At 54.1% G+C, this 17,192-nt stretch carries 17 protein-coding genes; 12 read left to right on the forward strand and 5 right to left on the reverse strand.

What is annotated here, in order from left to right:
- Positions 1–145 precede the first annotated feature (145 nt).
- Positions 146–1,060, forward strand: a complete 915-nt coding sequence (locus GCD22_RS01180; RefSeq protein WP_010640572.1) for a mechanosensitive ion channel family protein — start codon at positions 146–148, stop codon at positions 1,058–1,060.
- Here GCD22_RS01180 and GCD22_RS01185 read toward each other — a convergent pair.
- Positions 976–2,544 (reverse strand): MFS transporter, encoded by a 1,569-nt coding sequence (locus GCD22_RS01185; RefSeq protein WP_024893413.1) that lies wholly within the window; start codon positions 2,542–2,544, stop codon positions 976–978. The two genes, GCD22_RS01180 and GCD22_RS01185, sit on opposite strands and share 85 nt — an antisense overlap.
- Before the next feature lie 91 nt (positions 2,545–2,635).
- On the opposite strand from GCD22_RS01185, the gene GCD22_RS01190 reads away from it, so the two are divergent.
- Positions 2,636–3,526 carry a LysR family transcriptional regulator gene (locus tag GCD22_RS01190; protein WP_024893412.1) on the forward strand — a complete coding sequence of 297 codons (891 nt, stop codon included), beginning with the start codon at positions 2,636–2,638 and terminating at the stop codon, positions 3,524–3,526.
- On the opposite strand, the gene prmB is transcribed toward GCD22_RS01190, so the two are convergent.
- Genes prmB through GCD22_RS01210 form a run of 4 tightly spaced genes read right to left on the reverse strand, consistent with a single transcriptional unit; the run spans position 3,516 to position 6,355 of the window.
- Complete coding sequence (gene prmB, locus GCD22_RS01195; protein WP_024893411.1) at positions 3,516–4,415, reverse strand: 50S ribosomal protein L3 N(5)-glutamine methyltransferase; 900 nt, start codon at positions 4,413–4,415, stop codon at positions 3,516–3,518. The genes GCD22_RS01190 and prmB overlap by 11 nt on opposite strands.
- A complete protein-coding gene (locus GCD22_RS01200) occupies positions 4,415–5,176 on the reverse strand; it encodes an exodeoxyribonuclease III (RefSeq protein ID WP_024893410.1) in 762 nt (253 codons plus the stop codon). Before GCD22_RS01200 ends, prmB begins: the two co-directional genes overlap by 1 nt.
- A gap of 12 nt (positions 5,177–5,188) precedes the next feature.
- Positions 5,189–5,473 carry a DUF2322 family protein gene (locus GCD22_RS01205; protein WP_010640562.1) on the reverse strand — a complete coding sequence of 95 codons (285 nt, stop codon included), beginning with the start codon at positions 5,471–5,473 and terminating at the stop codon, positions 5,189–5,191.
- 33 nt (positions 5,474–5,506) lie between these two features.
- Positions 5,507–6,355: a 23S rRNA (adenine(2030)-N(6))-methyltransferase RlmJ gene (locus GCD22_RS01210; protein WP_024893409.1), complete on the reverse strand. Its 849-nt coding sequence runs from the start codon at positions 6,353–6,355 to the stop codon at positions 5,507–5,509.
- Positions 6,356–6,435: 80 nt separating this feature from the next.
- Between GCD22_RS01210 and GCD22_RS01215 the strand changes: the two genes are divergently transcribed.
- The 10 genes from GCD22_RS01215 to GCD22_RS01260 all read left to right on the forward strand — a co-directional run bounded on the left by GCD22_RS01215 (position 6,436) and on the right by GCD22_RS01260 (position 17,189).
- Positions 6,436–7,038 (forward strand): glutathione S-transferase N-terminal domain-containing protein, encoded by a 603-nt coding sequence (locus GCD22_RS01215; RefSeq protein ID WP_024893408.1) that lies wholly within the window; start codon positions 6,436–6,438, stop codon positions 7,036–7,038.
- 5 nt (positions 7,039–7,043) lie between these two features.
- On the forward strand, positions 7,044–7,814 hold the full coding sequence (gene xth, locus GCD22_RS01220) for an exodeoxyribonuclease III (protein ID WP_024893407.1): 771 nt from the start codon (positions 7,044–7,046) through the stop codon (positions 7,812–7,814).
- On the forward strand, positions 7,814–8,827 hold the full coding sequence (gene hemH / locus GCD22_RS01225) for a ferrochelatase (RefSeq protein ID WP_024893406.1): 1,014 nt from the start codon (positions 7,814–7,816) through the stop codon (positions 8,825–8,827). The genes xth and hemH overlap by 1 nt, the downstream gene beginning before the upstream one ends.
- Positions 8,828–8,882: 55 nt before the next feature.
- On the forward strand, positions 8,883–9,365 hold the full coding sequence (locus tag GCD22_RS01230) for an FKBP-type peptidyl-prolyl cis-trans isomerase (RefSeq protein ID WP_024893405.1): 483 nt from the start codon (positions 8,883–8,885) through the stop codon (positions 9,363–9,365).
- 56 nt (positions 9,366–9,421) lie between these two features.
- Positions 9,422–10,555 carry an anhydro-N-acetylmuramic acid kinase gene (locus GCD22_RS01235; protein ID WP_024893404.1) on the forward strand — a complete coding sequence of 378 codons (1,134 nt, stop codon included), beginning with the start codon at positions 9,422–9,424 and terminating at the stop codon, positions 10,553–10,555.
- A gap of 263 nt (positions 10,556–10,818) precedes the next feature.
- Entirely contained in the window at positions 10,819–11,703 is an 885-nt protein-coding gene (locus GCD22_RS01240; protein ID WP_024893403.1) for a shikimate dehydrogenase, read from the forward strand.
- Positions 11,673–13,391, forward strand: a complete 1,719-nt coding sequence (gene pilB / locus GCD22_RS01245; protein WP_024893402.1) for a type IV-A pilus assembly ATPase PilB — start codon at positions 11,673–11,675, stop codon at positions 13,389–13,391. Before GCD22_RS01240 ends, pilB begins: the two co-directional genes overlap by 31 nt.
- Positions 13,392–13,423: 32 nt before the next feature.
- Positions 13,424–15,037: a two-component system sensor histidine kinase NtrB gene (locus GCD22_RS01250; RefSeq protein ID WP_024893401.1), complete on the forward strand. Its 1,614-nt coding sequence runs from the start codon at positions 13,424–13,426 to the stop codon at positions 15,035–15,037.
- Positions 15,034–16,392, forward strand: a complete 1,359-nt coding sequence (locus GCD22_RS01255) for a sigma-54-dependent transcriptional regulator (protein WP_050816103.1) — start codon at positions 15,034–15,036, stop codon at positions 16,390–16,392. The genes GCD22_RS01250 and GCD22_RS01255 overlap by 4 nt, the downstream gene beginning before the upstream one ends.
- On the forward strand, positions 16,389–17,189 hold the full coding sequence (locus GCD22_RS01260; protein WP_031569873.1) for a prepilin peptidase: 801 nt from the start codon (positions 16,389–16,391) through the stop codon (positions 17,187–17,189). Before GCD22_RS01255 ends, GCD22_RS01260 begins: the two co-directional genes overlap by 4 nt.
- Positions 17,190–17,192 lie beyond the last annotated feature (3 nt).

A 17,192-nucleotide genomic window follows, 5' to 3' on the forward strand; every position in this document is an offset into this window, starting at 1 on the left:
GTCAATTTTTGCTTTAGTGTAACTGATGTGGACGCTCTGCGGCAGGGGTTGTTGTATGTTTGTCACGGAGCGCATTCTGATAGACTGGGAATAATCCAGGACAAACACCCTAACCTGGGCAAAAAAATCGATGGAGAAACCGAATATGCATGATTATCTGGGGGCTTTCTGGCGATGGTTTACCACGCCATGGCATTTGCCGGGCAATATTCTTATTGAACCCCTGGGTATTGTCGAATTTGTGCTGATCCTGTTTTTCCTCTGGTGGGGCGCTATCTGGCTGAGAAGGCTGATACGAAAAACCCTGTCCCGAAGCTTGGGTACGGCGACGGCTTATGCAATCTCAAGGTTGACCTACTATATCGTCATTGCTCTGGGTATTTTGATTGCCCTGCAAACGGTGGGCGTCAATCTCAGCAGTCTGAGTATTCTCGGTGGCGTAGTCGGTGTCGGTTTGGGCTTTGGTCTGCAGAATATTTTCAGCAATTTTGCCTCTGGTCTGATTCTGCTTTTTGAACACAGTATCAAGGTCGGAGATTATATTCAGATCAAGGAAAATGGCCTGCACGGTGAAGTCAAAAAACTCAGCGTGCGTTATACCCAGATAATGACGAACGACCATGTGGATGTTTTGGTCCCTAATTCCCAGTTTGTGAATGGGGAAGTGATTAACTGGAGTCTGGATGATCCGGTCATGCGTATTCACGTTCCTTTTCGGGTTCCCTACGGGACTGACCGGGAAAAACTCCGTGAGCTGGTGGTGAATACCGCCTTGGCGCATCCCTTATGTACGCCAAACAAGCAGTACCCACCTTCACTCTGGCTCAACGCTTTTGGTGAAGCAGGATATGATTGCGAGATGATTGTTTGGGTAGAGCGTGACGGATTGATGCGCCCTGGCAGTACCCATGCGGCTTTTAACTGGGCTTTGGCGGATGCCCTTGAAAATGCCGGTATAGAAATTCCCCGCCCGCGTCAGGAAGTGGTTCTGGCGCCGTCGGCGGCTTCGGCTTTTGCCGAAGCCGCAAAACCGGTTTCCTCTTCTTCCTCTTCCACATAGTTTTGCGGGCCGCTGGCTGTTTTCATGCGGCTCGGGGGGATGATGAAAAAATAGGCTATCAGGGCGGCGGCCAGGCAAATCCACATGGACAGTCGCAACAGGTTGTCGATACTGAGGGTGTCGGCTTTGACCATGATCATGCTGTGCAACATGGCCGCTGAAAAATCCTGATGGCTCTGGAAGCGGCTGATCTGCCCGCGAAAATGATCGGCAGCCATGGCGCTGTAACGGGTCCAATAGACACTCAGCAGGCTGACGCCGATATTTGCACTGAATACCCGGATGAAGTTGCTGGTCGTTGCCGCTGAAGGGATTTCTTCGCTATCCAGACCCGAAAGAATGATGAGGGTCAGGGGCACGAAGAGCATGCCGACGCCGATGCCGATCAGGAGGATGGGTATAAAAAGGTCAGACAGACTGCTGATGGGGCTGAGATAAGCATTACCATAGGCGAAGGCAAAAATGCTGAAACACAAGGCAGCCAGACGACGCAAGCCCAGCAGACCCCGGAGGCGATCCATCTGGGTGGACAGGGGAATCGCCCCCAGCCCAATGGGAAAAAGAACGAGGCTGGCCCAGAATCCGTTGAAGCCCAAATCTTCTTCTGCCCAAAGCGGTAAAATGGAAGCCCAGCCCATGAACATGGCCCATCCCAGGCAGAGTAACAAAAGCCCCAACCAGTAATTGCGCCGCTTCAGAAAATGGATTTCCAGCAGGGGATGGGCTGTTTCGCTTTCGCGCCAGGCAAACAGCAAAAAACAAGCCAGAGCAATCAGGGTCATTTTCAGAATAAACGCAGAGTGCCACCAGCCATATTCTTCGCCCTGATCGAGTACGATTTGCAGACTCATCAGCCCGGCGTAGAGCAGGCCGAATCCCCAGCCGTCAAAGGGTGGCATGTTTTTTCGACCCTGATCTTTGGGGATACCACTGCTACCGAGCAGTAATGCCAGTATCCAGAAAGGCAGGGAAAGCAGAAAAATACTGCGATAACCGAGGTCTGTAGCCAAAAAACCGCCCAGGGCCGGCCCGAAAAAAAAGGGAACCAGCATGGCATTACTCCAGAAAATGGTGACGAGGCCATGCTGTCGTTCGGGACTATGGCGCAGAAACAGGCTCTGGCTCAGAGGGACCAGCAGCCCGGCGGCAATCCCTTCAAGGGCGCGGGAAAGCAGCATGATCCAGAGATTGCTGGTGGTGGCGCTAATGATGGTACCGATACCAGCGACCATAACCGCCATCTGGAATACGCGCCGCATGCCAAAGCGTTGGGTGGTCCAGGGCATGAGGGTAATACCCAGGGACCAGTGCACGATGAAGTAGGTTAGAGTCCACAGGGCGTGATCGTTACTGGTGGAAAGGCCGCCCGCCACATAGGGAAAAATACCCTGCACCGAGGCGCCATCAAAAGAACCCATGCCCAAAGCCAATGCTACGCCTGCAAAAAGTGGCCAGGTTCTGGACAATGGCTGGATACGCTCCATAGGATGTCTCCCATCAAATTTGCCCTACTGTAGCGCTGTCACTAATATAGAACTAATAGATTGATTTGTACGCATTCATCGGAAAACCCTATTGAAAATACATGCAGAAGAATTGTTGACCTTTTTGGCCGTTGCCGAAGCCGAAGGGGTAGGACGTGGGGCCCGAATGTTGCAGCGCAGTCAGCCTGCTGTTTCCGAGCGCCTGCGGGCCCTGCAGCTGAGTTTGGGAGAACCGCTTTATCAACGCAGTGGTCGCGGTATCAAGCTGACGGCAGCGGGTGAGTCCCTGTTGCCCTATGCGCGTCGCCTGCGCGAAAGCCTGGAGGAGGTGGAAAGCTGGTCGGCGCGACGCCAGAACCTGCAGGAAGGCAGTTTACGCATTGCGGCCACCAATACGGTCGCCAACTATTTTTTAATGGAACATCTGGCCCGTTTCCGCAGTGCTTACCCGAGTATCCAGTTGCAATTGAAAACGGGTCCTTTGCCGGATGCCCTTTCTTTGGGTAGTTGGGATTTGCTGTTTACCGAAGAACAAATTGCTGCAGATCATTTGCCCCAACATATGGAGCAGGAGGCCTGGCGGGAAGACGAACTGGTGGCCATTCTGCCCCGGGATCATCCCTGGGTGCAGGAAGGACGACAATCGGCGCGCTGGGAGGAAATTCTGCAACAACCTATTGTCTGGAGAGAAGCCCATTCAGGAATCCGGCGCCGCGTGGAGGCCGCCATTGCCCATGCCGGATTGTGTGCCCGTTACAGCGTGGAGGTGACGGGCGTCGAAGCCCTACGCGACGCGGTCGCGGCGGGATTGGGTATTGGCTTTGCCTCGGTGGAGGCTCTGGACAAGGTCCGCTGGCCTTTGGCCTCCCTGCGCCTGGAACCGCCGCGCGGGTTATTCTGGACACTGTTTCTGATTCGCCCGCAGAGGGATTTTCAGTCGCGGGCGGTGCGGGTGTTTTTACAGTTGCTGTTCAGCCATTAAAAGTCATCAGGAAAACACCGGAGCCCCCCGCAGGGTGTTCCAGCCAGATCAGCGGCAAATCGGGTCTTTGTTCGCTGAGCGCTACTTCTGCATCGCCGGTTTCCACAATCAATACCCCGCCTGCTTCCAGGTGCCGGGGAGCCTGTTCCAGCAGGGGCAGGAGACAGTCCAGTCCATCCGTGCCAGCGGCAAGGGCCAGGCGTGGCTCATGGGTGTATTCCGGGGGTAACTCGGCCATAGCTGCGGCATCCACATAGGGGGGGTTGCTGATAACCAGATCGTAACGTTGGCCCTGCAAAGCCGAGAATAAATCTGACTGATATAAATGTACCTGATCTTCCAGCCCGTATTTCTGGACATTGCTGCGCGCCACGTTCAGGGCCTCTAGAGAAATATCTACAGCATCTATTTCAGCATAGGGAAAACGTAGGGCCAGGGTAATGGCCATGCACCCGGAACCGGTACCGATTTCGAGAATACGCTGGATGCGCGATTCTTCCACCCAGGGCGCAAAGCCCTCTTCAATAAAGGGCTCAATGAGGCTGCGGGGGATCAATACCCGCTCATCCACCATAAAGCGCAGCCCGGCGAACCAGGCTTCTCCAGTAATATAGGCCGCCGGCCTGCGGAGAATTTCACGCGCATAAAAGTGTTGCAATACCCGGCGCTTTTCCTCCGGCAGCAGCCGGGCACCTGAAAAGTCCGCAAGATCTTCGGGTTCCAGGTGCAGGGCGCGCGCCAGGATCAGATCGGCTTCGGCGCGGGGGTTTTGCTGCCCCTGACTGAAATCCAGATCGGCGGCAGCAAAGCGGCTGCTGCCCCAGCGCCGCAAGTCTGCCACGGTGAACAGCTCATTTTCGGCAAGTTGTACATACTTTTCGAGGCGCATCAAATAATCTCCAGCCAGACGGGACAATGATCAGAACCCATGACTTCCGTAGCGATACCCGCAGCGCGCAGGCGCGGCAGAAGGCTCTGGTGTACCCAGAAATAATCGAGGCGCCAGCCAATGTCGCGACTGCGGGCATCAGTGCGTTGGCTCCACCAGGAGTAACGGGCCTCATCAGGATGAAAATGACGAAAACTATCCACCCAACCAGCCTGTTGCCATTGGTCCATGCAGGCTCTCTCCTCGGGAAGAAAGCCGGAAATGCGCTGATTTTCCTTGGGGCGGGCGAGGTCGATGGGCTGATGCGCCGTGTTCACGTCCCCGCAAAAAATCACCGGGCGGCCTGCCGCCGCTTTCTGGTTGATATGCGCCAGAAAGGCGGCATAAAAATCCAGCTTGAAGGCCAGTCGTTCGCTATCTTTTTTGCCGTTGGGAAAATAAACGTTGTACAAATCAAAATCGCCGCAATCGGTGACAACCACCCGGCCTTCGCGGTCAAAACGCTCTATGCCCAAGCCCGCATGAGAAGTTTGTCCGGGAATTTTGGTGAAAGTGGCGACGCCGCTGTAACCGGCCCGTTCGGCCACGGCCCAGCAGCTGCCATATCCTTCCAGGCGACTTTCCGCAGCGGTCAGTTTTGCAGGATCCGCCTTGGTTTCCTGAGTGCAGAGCAAATCGGGGCCGGTCTCTTTCACCCAGTCCCGCAAACCTTTGCGGTAGGCTGCCCGCCAGCCGTTCACATTCCAACTATAAAGACGCAATGTCCGTTTCCTTCAGCGCATGACCCGTACAGCCAGAAAATCACTGTCGGCAATCACTTTTTCCAGAATTTTGCGGCCACTGTCACCGGCTGTCCCGGCAGTAGCCAACAGGGCCAGACCTTCACGCGCTGCAGTGGGGCTGATGACGCCATGACGCAGGGCCAGTTGATAGAGGACGGCGACACTGATTTCTGCGCCGGGCGTTTTGACCAGCTCCTGCTGTAGCTGCGCGGAGGGGCCGCCATAAAGCAGCAGCTTTTGAATATGATCGATATTGGGAAGAGTTTCTTTGTCCATCCGCTTAACCTTTTTCTGCGTGATTGAGATGAATCATTTTTTATGACCGGCTTTTTCAGGGGCGGCCCAGCCGCTGCAACGCAGAGACCAGAATCCTCCAGATTGCGGGTCGGCCAGTAGAGGACCAAGTTCGGTAAGGCCGGCGCTGAGGGCTTCCTTGACGCCCCAAGGCGCATTGATCAGCAATAACCCGCTACCGGCCAGGGCTTCGCGACCTTCTTCCGGCCGTTGTGTCAGTTCAAATACCTGCGCCGCAATTTTGCCGCGTATGGCTTGCCAGAACCGCGTGATCGTACCCCGTATTTTTATGGGATACCAGATGAGATAGGTTCCCTGCGGCCAGCGTTGATAGGCACGCAGTATGGTATCGGCGAGCATTTCCCATTCGTCCCGGCGCTCAAAGGGCGGATCAATCAACACCAGACCGCGTTTTTCCTGCGGAGGAATATGGGCGAAAAGGGCGCGATATCCGTCTTCGTTCAAAATACTGGTGTGCGGTCTTTTACCCATATTCGCCCGTAGCTGCGTGGCAATTTCCGCCTCTGTTTCACATAAAATCATCCTGTCTTCCGGCCTGAGCAGTTCTGCGGCCAGCCGGGCCGAGCCGGGATAGTACTGCAGTTGTTTGTCGTGATTGATCTGCTGTATACGTTTGAGCCATTCTCCGGATTGGGGCAGGCTGCGCCGATCTGCCCAGAGGCGCGTAATGCCGCCGAGATGTTCTCCGCTATTGCCCAGCGGGTAACTGCCCGCCCCGGCATGGGTGTCGATGTAGGCCAGGGGGGTGTCCTTGCGGGTCAAGGCTTCCAAAACAAGATAAAGCGCCAGATGTTTGATGCAATCTGCCGCATTACCGGCATGAAAATGATGTTGGTAGTTCATGATTCCTGGGCTTGGCTAGGGATGATAATTTAAGTCATGATAACAGAGTCAACGCCGGCCTACTCATAAGGAGAAAAAAGATGCGCCTGTTCGCTACCGAAACCAGCCCCTACGCCCGCAAGGTCCGTATAGTGTTATTGGAAAAAAATATCCCCTGCGAAGTGGAGTGGGTTAATCTGCGGACTCAGGATCACGCCGCTCTGGCCCACAATCCGCTCGGCAAAATCCCTGTACTGCTGCGCAATGATGGTTCAGCAGTTTATGATTCTGCGGTGATTGTTCAGTACCTGGAGGTGTTGCGCCCGGACCCGGCGATTATTCCCAAGGACCCGGAAGCGCGTATTGAAGCCCTGCGTGTGGAAGCACTGGCCAGCGGCATCATGGATACAACCATCGCCTGGGTTCTGGAGCAGCGTCACGCGGCTGATTGTCAGGATCTGAACATGTTGCAGCGCGCGCGCGGCAAGGTGACTACGGCGCTGGCCATGCTTCAGGAGGAAACCATGGCATGGAAAGACGTGGGGTCCGCGCCGGTATTGAATCTGTCACAAATTGCGACGGTAGCTGCAGTGGGTTATGTGGATCTGCGGGCTCCGGACTTTCTGGTCCAGTTTCCCGATTTGTTGGCCTGGATGCACAGTATGCGTTTACGGCCCAGTGTCAGTGCGACACTACCGCAGTAATGTCCATGAAAGTGGCCAGTTGGAATGTCAATTCACTGAAGGTGCGGCTTCCGCAAGTGCTGGAGTGGTTGCAGGAAAAATCTCCGGATGTGCTGTGTCTGCAGGAAACCAAGCTCAGCGATGAAAAATTTCCCGTTGCCGAACTGGCTGAAGCGGGTTATCACGCACTATATCATGGGCAGCCTACCTATAACGGCGTGGCGATACTCAGTCGCAGCGTGCCGGAAGATGGGCGCTGTGATTGGCCTGATGGAAGCGACGGTCAGGCGCGGCTTTGCGCCGGCACTTTCGCGGGTACCCGGGTGGTGAATGTGTATGTGCCCAACGGTCAGTCATTGGAAAGTGACAAATATCCCTACAAGCTGCAGTGGCTGGAGCGTTTGCGCGCGTTGATTGCAAAGGAATTGCAGCAGTGGCCCCGGCTGCTGCTCGTTGGAGATTTTAATATTGCCCCCGATGACCGGGATGTTTATGACCCGGTGGCCTGGGGTGAAGAGGTCCTGTGCTCACCCCCCGAACGGGCAGCCCTGACGGCCCTGCTGAATCTCGGGTTGCAGGATAGCTGGCGTCACCAGCATGGTGATCTTCAGGAATGGAGTTGGTGGGATTATCGGGCGGCAGGATTCCGCCGCAATCGCGGGTTGCGGATTGATTTGATTCTGGCCTCCAATGCCCTGATGACGAAGGTTCAGGATGTAGTCATCGATCGGAATGCACGGGCTGCTGAACGACCTTCAGATCACGCACCCGTTTTGATTCAACTTGAGGAGGTGTGATGATTGGTGTTCTGCTGGTCAATCTGGGTACGCCTGAAGCTCCTACAGCTTCTGCCGTGCGCCGTTATCTACGCGAGTTCCTCAGTGATCGGCGGGTGGTGGAATTGCCCCGGATTATCTGGTGGCCCATATTAAATGGTCCGATTCTGACTTTCCGTCCGGCGCGTTCGGCACGCAATTATGCCAGCATCTGGATGCCCGAAGGGTCCCCTTTGATGGTTTACAGTCAACGTCTTGCGGATGGCTTGCAGCAGTACTGTGATACCCATTTTTCCGGGCAGGTCCGCATAGCTCTGGCCATGCGCTATGGAAAACCGTCCTTACCGCAGAAAATGGCAGAATTGCGCCAATCGGGATGCGAAAAATTACTGGTGGTGCCGCTCTATCCCCAATATGCCGCAGCTACTACGGCTTCCATATTCGACAAGGTCGCCGATGTATTGCGCGGTATGCGCGATATTCCCGAATTGCGCATGCTCCGGGATTGGCATACCCATCCTGCCTATATTCATGCGCTGGCAGAAAGTGTCCGCCACTGGTGGCAGGAAAACGGTCGCGCTGAAAAGTTGCTGATTTCCTTTCATGGCCTGCCCCAGCGGTCTATTCAGTTGGGTGATCCATATCGTCAACAGTGCGAAGTCACCACGGCACTTCTGGTACAGGCGTTGGGCCTGAAGCAGGAGGAATGGGTTCAGACCTTCCAGAGTCGTTTTGGCGCGGCAAAATGGCTTGAGCCTTATACGGACAAAACCCTGGAGAATCTGGCCCGGCAGGGGGTTCGGGAAATAGATGCTCTCTGCCCCGGATTTTCGGCGGACTGTGTGGAGACTCTCCAGGAAATTGCGCTGGAGGGCAAAGAAACTTTTTTGAATGCTGGCGGGAAGACTTTGCGATATATTCCGGCACTTAATGACAATCCTTTGTGGATCAAAGCATTCAGCGAGATTCTTGCGCCTTCCTGGCAGTTTTGGGAGACCCCGGAAAATTTTGCCGTTTCTGCCCAGTCAAGCTAGAATTCTCACTGAAATCAGTCTTTATCCTCCAGCCCTCATCTATAGGACGCCCAATATGATCATCAGCAACGACAAGGTAGTCACCATCGACTATTCCCTCACCGATGAAGAGGGAGAGCTGATTGACAGCTCTGTAGGTGAAGAACCACTTATTTATCTGCACGGACACCACGGAATCATTCCCGGATTGGAGCAGGCGTTGGCCGGGCATCGCACGGGTGACAAGGTTGAAGTATCCATTCCGCCCGAAGAAGGTTATGGCGACTGGGATGAGGATCTGGTGGAAGTGGTTGCCAAGGAAGATTTTGATGATCCGGAAGATCTCGAAATCGGGACGCAGTTTGAAACCGAGACGGACGAAGGTGCTCGTCTGGCCACGGTGATTGATATTGAAGGCGAAGAGGTGACCGTTGATTTGAATCATCCTCTGGCCGGAATGACGCTGAATTTTGATGTCACGGTACTGGATGTGCGTGATGCGACTGCAGAAGAACTGGCTCACGGCCACGTACATGGTGAGCACGGTCACGAACATTGAGCGAGGCTGTTCGCCGCAGGAACAATTTCTGAATCCTGTTGCGAAGCGGTAACGGCTTGCGCGCTTTGGGTTTGATGTCCGGAACCAGTGCCGATGGCGTTGATGCAGCGGTGCTGGATTGCGATGTTACTCCCGCACGGGGATATGCCGGTTTATTCAGCCAGGCTTTTGCTGCGCCCTTGCTGGAAATGGTGCTTGCTGCCAATGGCCCGCTGGGCGTTGAGCAAATGGCCATTCTGGATCGGCAACTGGGAGCCTGTTATGCGGAGGTGGCAGTGGCTGCCATCCATAAATTGGGTCCGGTCGATTTTATTGCCCTGCATGGCCAGACCATTCGGCATCAGCCGCGTGCTGTTCCCGGTTTTACCCTGCAGATTGGTTCCGCTGCTGATGTGGCTATCGCTACGGGTCTGACGGTGGTTCACGATTTTCGGCGAGCAGATGTTGCTGCTGGAGGTGAGGGTGCACCATTGGTTCCCCCATTTCATCAGCGCCTGTTCCAGGCAGATCAGCCACGTCTGGTCCTGAATCTGGGCGGTATGGCAAATTTAACCTGGATCCCTGGCGGTGATGACTCCCGGGCTTTGCAGGCCTTCGATACCGGGCCCGGGAATGTATTGATTGATGCTGCGGTCCGGATTCTGAGCGGAGGCGAAGCCTGTTGCGATCTGGACGGCAAATTGGCAGCGGCAGGTAAAGTTCAGGCGTTGCCCCTCGACCAATGGCTGAAACACCCCTATTTCCGGCAATCTCCACCCAAAAGTACCGGTCGGGAAAGTTTTGATGATCGGCTGGTCCATCAATGGTGGAATGACTGGAAATATTCGGGGGCGGATTTTGTTGCTACGTTAACGGCATTGACGGCCATAACGGTGGCAGATGCCCTGCGAAAATGGACACCGGATGCAAAAGAATTGCTGGTGTTTGGCGGCGGCGCTGAAAATCCAACGCTGATGCGGGAATTGCAGTCGGCTTTACCTGAGTTGCAGGTACATAATGGTTCAGAACAAAGCGGGATTCCCAGTCAGGCGCTTGAGGCTTTGGCCTTTGCCTGGTTGGGTGAACAATGCTTGCGAGGAAAAGCTCTAGCCTATGGTCAGGTGACGGGAGTTCGTGAGCCGGTAGTATTGGGCAATATTCTGCCAGGCAGGAACTGGCTGGAATTATTATCTCGACTGGCCCACGCTTAATATCTGGTTCTGTCATCTAAAAAACGGCAGAGGGTCAGGAGGCTTTGCAGCGACTTTGTCCCGCGCCGTTGTTGTTCTTGGCGAAATCCAGCGCCCGTCAGGAGAGCTGTTTGAGCCCGTAGGGCGAGTTCTCTCCTGACAGCAGGATGAGCCTTAGAACAACAGGCAAGGGGCGTTGGAGCAAAAAGCCTCCTGACCCTCTGCCGTTTTTTAGATAAGTTTTATAAAAATTGCTGCGGCATTGGGTTTATGAGGAGCAGATTTTGGTAACAGCAGTAGAAACATGGCATCCCGGTGGAGAAACTGCCGTCTACGGAATCATCGGTGACCCGGTAAAACACAGTTTATCCCCCTGGATGCATCGGCTGTTTGCGCAACAACTGGGGATCGACATGGTGTATGTGCCATTTCCAGTGATGGCTGCTGACTTGCCCAAAGCGCTCAAAGGGTTGGCGGCAGCCGGTGTATTGGGACTCAATGTCACGGTGCCGCATAAAGAATCCACAAAGATCCTGATGGACGAGCTCAGTCCAGCCGCAGCGCAGATTGGTGCAGTAAATACGGTACATTATGCAGCGGGTCGTTTTATGGGAGACAATACCGATGCTGTTGGATTTCAGCGGGCTTTGGAGCGTCATGCGGGGGATAATTGGCGCTCTGGCCCCGTTCTGATAATTGGTGCGGGTGGGGCAGCCCGGGCCATTATTTATGCCTTGGGAACGGCTGGCTGCCCCGCTATTTATGTGGCCAACCGCCATGCCGAACGCGCCGAAAAACTGGCGGCTGAATTTCCCCAATTCCCCCTGCATCCTCTGCCACTGGAACGACAAATCCTTGCCCGGATTTTGCCGCAGACGCTATTGCTGGTGAATACCAGCGCCTTAGGTTTGTATGGGGAAAGCCATCCGGAACTGGATCTGGAGTCGTTGCCAAATCATGGCAATGTGTACGATATCGTCTATAACCCGTTGGAAACCCCATTGTTACGCGCGGCTCGTCAGTACGGACGGGTTGCTATTGACGGGTTGGGTATGCTGGTAGAACAGGGGGCTGAAAGTTTCCGGATCTGGACGGGCGTTCTGCCGCAAACCCAAACTGTGGAGGATACATTACGTCGATGGCTGCAAACCCGGAACAAATCACTTTAACGCCCGTATTGCGGGCACTGGTCAGCAATGGGTTGGGTAATGAGGCGCAATTGCTTGCCCTGGCTAGTGATCCCGGGCGGGGAAAAAAACCATTACTGTTTTATGCAGTAGAAAAAGGGGCTGTTTCGGCACCTGCGCTGATGGCGCATTTATCCCAGCGCTACAATATGCCAATGCTTGATCTGGATGCGGTCATGATTGATGACCTGTTGATACGCCGGATTGATAAAAATCTGATGAGCCGTTATTTCGTTCTGCCCTTGTCCAAACGCGGCGAGACACTTTATCTGGCGATGGCAGATCCTACCGACTTCAAAGCCGTTGAGGACATCAAGTTCAATACCGGCCTGCAAGTTGTGCCGATACTTGTGGAAGCCAACAAGCTGATGCGCGCGGTAAACCTGGCCAATAATGCCGGAACAGGAATTGATGATGTCTTCCTTGAAAAGTCATCAGATGTAAATACCGATGATGCCCAGGAAGAATTTGATTTATCCAAGGATAGCGATGGCACTGTGGATGATGCACCGGTGGTGCGTTTTGTGCAGCAGCTGCTTTTGGATGCGATTCAGCGCGGCGTATCGGATATTCATCTGGAACCCTATGAGAAGGATTTCCGGGTGCGTTACCGCCTGGATGGGGTGTTGCAGGATGCTCTGCATCCGCCACTGGCCTTGCGGGATGGGGTCACGTCGCGGCTGAAAATTCTCTGTCGCCTGGATATTTCGGAGCGGCGTTTGCCTCAAGATGGACGCTTGCGGGTGCGTGTGCCTCCGGCTCGGGTCATTGATTTTCGTGTGTCTTTCCTGCCAACAAGTTTCGGGGAAACCATTGTCCTGCGTCTGCTGGATCCTGCCAGTTCCAGGGTACCCATCGAGCAACTGGGTTTTTTACCGGAACAACGCAAAGCCTTTGAAGAGGCCATTCACCGTCCCTATGGCATGATTCTGGTGACCGGACCTACCGGCTCCGGTAAAACCACGACGCTATATACTGCATTGAACATTCTCAATACGGGTGACTGTAATATCAGCACGGCGGAAGATCCGGTAGAAATTCCGGTGTATGGAATCAATCAGGTGAATATCAATGAGCGGATCGGCTTGAATTTTGCCGCTGCCCTGCGGTCATTTTTACGTCAGGATCCCGATATTATCATGGTCGGTGAAGTCCGCGATCTGGAAACCGCAGAAACTGCGATAAAAGCTGCCCAGACCGGACATTTGGTGTTGGCCACGCTCCATACCAATGATGCACCTCAGAGCCTGACCCGTCTGGAGAACATGGGTATTCCTACCTACAATATCGCCGGTGGAGTGCACCTGGTCATGGCCCAACGTCTGGCCCGAAAGCTGTGTACGCATTGCAAAAAGCCGGTTCGTATTCCTGATCAGGCGCTTGTGGAAGCCGGGTTTGCTGCGGATGATCTGCAAGGCTGGCGTCCCATGGGTCCTACGGGTTGTGATGAATGTAACAAAACGGGCTATAAAGGGCGTACGGGTCTCTATCAGGTCATGCCAGTCAGTGAAGCGATGCGCGAAATCATCATGCGGGGTGGCACCGCTATAGATTTGGCACGACAGGCAGCCAGTGAGGGGGTGCTCACCATGCGCCAGAATGGTCTACGCAGAATCAAGGAAGGCATAACCAGTCTGGAAGAAGTTTTGCGGGTTACCAATCTGCAATGAATAACTGATGCAGCACCACAAAATTCAAATTTATGGTATCTGAGTCCATCCAGCAGGACGGATCCTGGCGGCGTCTGTGGGGTGTTTCCGCATATCGCCTCCTGATTGCGGCGGCGATTGCCGTATTGGTGCAATTGCCGTTCAGTAAAAGCATTCTGGATATAGATGCGCATAATCATCCGCTTATTGTGCTTACGCTGGTCGCTGCGGGAATAAGTCTGTTTTATATTTTGTTCCTGCTTATGAAGTTTCCAGGCCAGACGCGTTGGCATATCTGGTTACAAGTGTTGATGGATACCGTCCTGGTATTGCTGCTCCTGCGCTATGGCGGTGGAATAAACGGTCCCTTCAGTATTCTGCCTTTTTTGTTGTTGGTGTCTGTGGCCAGTTTGCTGCGTGGCAGGGGTGCTTTTTTATTTGTCTGGGTATTGCTGCTACTTCTGGTGCTGGAGTCTCTGCAGGGGGGCATGACTAGTGTGCATCCTCTTTTGGGTCAGTTATTCATTTATATCCTGGCCTTGGTAGCAGTAGCCGTGCTGGCGGACAGTCTGGTGCGGAGTCTGGATCGCGACCATCGTTTGGCCCTGCAACGTGACCAGGAGCTTTTCAACCTCAATGTGCTCAACCGGGAAATCGTCGAGCACATGGATGTGGGCGTCCTGGTGCTGGATAAGCATAACCGGGTTATCCTGAGCAATCCGATTGCCCGCAAACTCTCCGGTTACCGGTTTTGGGGCAATGTACCCGTTGCCCTGGATCTGGTGCAGGCGCGTTTGGCCGCCATGTTGATTAAAAATCATGGGAACGACACTGAAGTTCTGGTTCCTTTGGGTCCGGAAGATCCGGCTTTACGAGACCAGACTCCCTCATTGATGGTACGAAAAATTACGCTTCCTGGGAGTCCCTACCGGCTGTTGTTGTTAAGGGATGCTTCTGTGTTGCGGGCGATGGAGCGTGAGGCGCAACTCGCCGCATTGGGGCGCTTGGCTGCGAATATTGCCCACGAAATCCGCAATCCGCTCAGTGTCATCCGTCACGCAGCCAATCTGCTTGATGAGAGCATGGAAAATGCCAGTTCTCGGCATTTATTTGAAATTCTGGAAAGGGAAACGGTGCGTATCAACGCCATTGTCGAGTCGGTGCTGGAAATGGCGCGACCGGGACCCGCCCATCTGGAGCCCATCGCCTTATCCAGCTGGTTGCCGAAATTGATTGTTCAGCTTCAGGCCGATCCGCAGTTGGCGGACATGCATGTGCTGGTTCAGGATATTCCCATGAGCTTGCTGATTTACGCAGATCCCGCACAATTGCGTCAGGTTGTCTGGAATTTGCTGCATAATACAGCCCAGTATGCCGTTGACGAAGATGGATTGGTGCGGGTGGAAATCAGTGCAGAACGTTATGGAAAAGAACAAATCATGCTGACTTTAAGAGATTTCGGTCCCGGCATCCGACCGGAAGTCATGGAACGCATTTTTGAGCCTTTTTTTACGACCAACTCTCGGGGTACCGGACTGGGTTTACCAATGGTGCGCGAGTTGATCCAGATGAATAATGGACAAGTGCTTTGCGAAAATCACCCTGAATGTGGTGCTATCTTCAAAATATTTCTGCCCTGTTGGGACCCGCACGAGGAGGCGGCATGATGACGAATTGTCCTGTTCCCTCGGCATTGGTCGTAGATGACGAGCCCAATATTGTTGAATTATTAAAGATTACTTTGCAGGGTATGGGGCTGCAGGTGTCCGGAGCAGGTTCTCTGGCGGAGGCTCATGCCCGTCTATCTCATGATCTCCCCTCGCTGGTGCTGAGCGATTTACGTTTGCCAGATGGTTCAGGTATTGATTTGGTGCGATATTTGCACAATGCCCATCCACATATTCCGGTGGCCGTCATTACGGCTTATTCATCAGCGGATGGTGCTGTAGAGGCCATGCAGGCTGGGGCTTTTGACTATATGTCCAAGCCCATTGAGTTGGCACGCCTGCGTCAGTTGGTGGCCCAGGCGCTCAAGCTGAATCATCCCCAGGGTATGGAGCAGGATGCGACGAACCGGCTGATCGGTCAGTCTCTCGTAATGCAGCAATTAAGAGCAGATATTCGCAAACTGGCCCGTAGTAATGCCCCTGTTCATATTACGGGCGAGTCAGGAACCGGCAAGGAGCTGGCTGCACGGGCTATTCATGATTCCAGCCTGCGGCAGGACAAGCCTTTTGTGGCCGTGAATTGTGGCGCGATTCCCGAAGGTTTGATTGAGAGCGAATTATTTGGTGCCGAAAAAGGCGCTTATTCTGGCGCAACCCAGTCCCGCCAGGGGCTTTTCCAGGCGGCTAACGGAGGCACGCTTTTTCTGGACGAAATTGCTGAGTTGCCCATGTTGATGCAGGTCAAGTTGCTGCGTGCCATTCAGGAGCGGGTGATCAGGCCGCTGGGTGGAGCGCGCGAAATTTCTTTGGATCTGCGGTTTATTTCGGCGACGCATCGCGACCTTGGCGCGATGGTGGAGGCTGGGAGCTTTCGTCAAGACCTTCTATATCGGCTGAATGTGGTGCAGTTACACATGCCGCCATTACGGCAACGACTGGAAGATGTTCCCCAGCTAGTCGAGGCGATTCTTCAGCGCATCAATGGGCAAGCAGACCAGAGCCCGACCATTTTGGCGGAAGACGTCCTGGAAAAGCTGCAGCAATATGATTTTCCGGGTAATGTGCGCGAACTGGAGAATTTGCTGGAGCGTAGTCTGGTATTTCCGGACAAGAATATTCTTGAAAATGGAAATCACGTTGCTCCGAACCGGAATGTGGACCGAAGTTTCTCTTCAGTCGCTCCGAAAACCGAATCCGGGGTTGCCTGCACCCTGGATAGTGCCGAAGCCGATTTGCTCCGATCCGTGCTTGCAGAGGTCTCTGGAGACCCTGTGGCAGCGGCGACACGACTGGGTATTTGTCCACAATCTTTTGCACTCAGATTGACCCGTGCCGTGACTGGGAGGGGGAGGTGACGCCACTTTTTCCCGTTGCCGAATACGTTTTTTTGGGACTGTTCGGGTTGCTGATTGGCAGTTTTCTCAATGTGGTCGTGCACCGTGTTCCTCGCCGGGAATCAATCATTCGGCCTTCTTCCCATTGCCCACAGTGTGGGCATGTGCTCCATTCCTGGGAAAACATTCCGGTGCTGAGCTGGTTATTGCTGCGTGGTCGCTGTCATTCTTGTGGTAGTTCGATCTCCTGGCGCTATCCGGCTTTGGAGTTATTAACGGCGATATTCAGCGTAGTGGTTGCCTGGCAGTGGGGATTCCGTTGGTCATTAATTCCTGCACTGCTTTTCACCTGGGCTTTGTTGGCGCTTACCCTGATTGATCTGGAAACTCAATTGCTCCCGGACCGCATTACCAAACCGGGTATGCTCCTCGGTCTGCTCATTAATGCTTCCGCTTTTTTGGGGTCGGGACTAGCCCTGACCACGCCATTGAATGCCCTCCTCGGTATTTTTCTGGGATATGGCAGCTTATGGTTGCTGGCGACCGTGTATTTGAAAATGACCGGACGGCATGGCATGGGTGGTGGCGACCTCAAGCTGCTGGGTTTAATCGGAGCCTGGCTGGGTTGGCAGGCAGTATTTCTGACACTATTCATAGCGGCAATAAGCGGAGGGTTGGTAGCCATTGTTTTCCTGCTGGGCGGGAAAGGGCGGGACTATGCCATTCCCTTCGGTCCCTATCTGGCTCTGGGAGGATGGCTCATGCTGCTCTGGCCTGGTGATATTGTCCATGCGTATCTGCATTTTCTGGGAGCTTGAGCC

It is taken from the genome of Acidithiobacillus thiooxidans ATCC 19377, from assembly GCF_009662475.1.
In the GTDB taxonomy this organism is placed as follows: Bacteria; Pseudomonadota; Gammaproteobacteria; order Acidithiobacillales; family Acidithiobacillaceae; genus Acidithiobacillus; species Acidithiobacillus thiooxidans.

Coding starts and splice junctions, on each gene's coding strand:
- GCD22_RS01210 (WP_024893409.1), bottom strand. CDS start 6,355: ATGAACTACCAACATCATTTTCATGCCGGTAATGCGGCAGATTGCATC.
- GCD22_RS01205 (WP_010640562.1), bottom strand. CDS start 5,473: ATGGACAAAGAAACTCTTCCCAATATCGATCATATTCAAAAGCTGCTG.
- hemH (WP_024893406.1), top strand. CDS start 7,814: ATGATTGGTGTTCTGCTGGTCAATCTGGGTACGCCTGAAGCTCCTACA.
- GCD22_RS01250 (WP_024893401.1), top strand. CDS start 13,424: ATGGTATCTGAGTCCATCCAGCAGGACGGATCCTGGCGGCGTCTGTGG.
- GCD22_RS01180 (WP_010640572.1), top strand. CDS start 146: ATGCATGATTATCTGGGGGCTTTCTGGCGATGGTTTACCACGCCATGG.
- GCD22_RS01215 (WP_024893408.1), top strand. CDS start 6,436: ATGCGCCTGTTCGCTACCGAAACCAGCCCCTACGCCCGCAAGGTCCGT.
- prmB (WP_024893411.1), bottom strand. CDS start 4,415: ATGCGCCTCGAAAAGTATGTACAACTTGCCGAAAATGAGCTGTTCACC.
- pilB (WP_024893402.1), top strand. CDS start 11,673: ATGGCTGCAAACCCGGAACAAATCACTTTAACGCCCGTATTGCGGGCA.
- xth (WP_024893407.1), top strand. CDS start 7,044: ATGAAAGTGGCCAGTTGGAATGTCAATTCACTGAAGGTGCGGCTTCCG.
- GCD22_RS01185 (WP_024893413.1), bottom strand. CDS start 2,544: ATGGAGCGTATCCAGCCATTGTCCAGAACCTGGCCACTTTTTGCAGGC.
- GCD22_RS01255 (WP_050816103.1), top strand. CDS start 15,034: ATGATGACGAATTGTCCTGTTCCCTCGGCATTGGTCGTAGATGACGAG.
- GCD22_RS01230 (WP_024893405.1), top strand. CDS start 8,883: ATGATCATCAGCAACGACAAGGTAGTCACCATCGACTATTCCCTCACC.